This window comes from Pseudoflavonifractor sp. MCC625, assembly GCF_018784545.1.
In the GTDB taxonomy this organism is placed as follows: domain Bacteria; phylum Bacillota; class Clostridia; order Oscillospirales; family Oscillospiraceae; genus Pseudoflavonifractor_A; species Pseudoflavonifractor_A gallinarum.
The window spans coordinates 1-428 of the sequence record NZ_WQOJ01000027.1 but is presented as its reverse complement, the minus strand read 5'-3'; the positions used below and the strand labels follow the sequence as shown (position 1 = coordinate 428).

1 protein-coding gene is annotated in these 428 nt (G+C 65.4%); it reads left to right on the top strand.

The genetic code is table 11. The features are described 5' to 3' along the window. Positions 1-428 (top strand): UxaA family hydrolase (locus tag GPK94_RS07345; RefSeq protein WP_215655373.1); only part of this gene is annotated, 428 nt, incomplete at both ends.

The following is a 428-nucleotide window of genomic DNA, read 5'->3' as shown; positions in this document are numbered from 1 at the left end:
GGCTGCTCTCAGGTCGCCTCTGACCAGCAGCTGACCATGGACGTGATGGCCGGCTTTGCCGCCAACCCCAACGTCTACGGCACCGTGGTGGTCTCCCTGGGCTGTGAGAACTGCCAGATGGACCTGGTGGTCAAGGCCATCCAGGAGCGGACCAACAAGCCCCTCAAGCAGGTCATCATCCAGGAGGCCGGCGGCACCCTGAAGGCCATTGACCAGGCGGTGCGCTATGCCAAGGAGATGGTGGCTGAGGCCTCCATGCTCCAGAAGGAGGAGTTCCCCATCTCCGAGCTCATCGTGGGCACCGAGTGCGGCGGCTCCGATCCCACCAGCGGCCTGGCTGCCAACGTGCTCATCGGCCAGCTCTCCGACCTGATGGTCCGGGAGGGCGGCACCTCCATCCTCAGCGAGACCACCGAGTTCATCGGCGC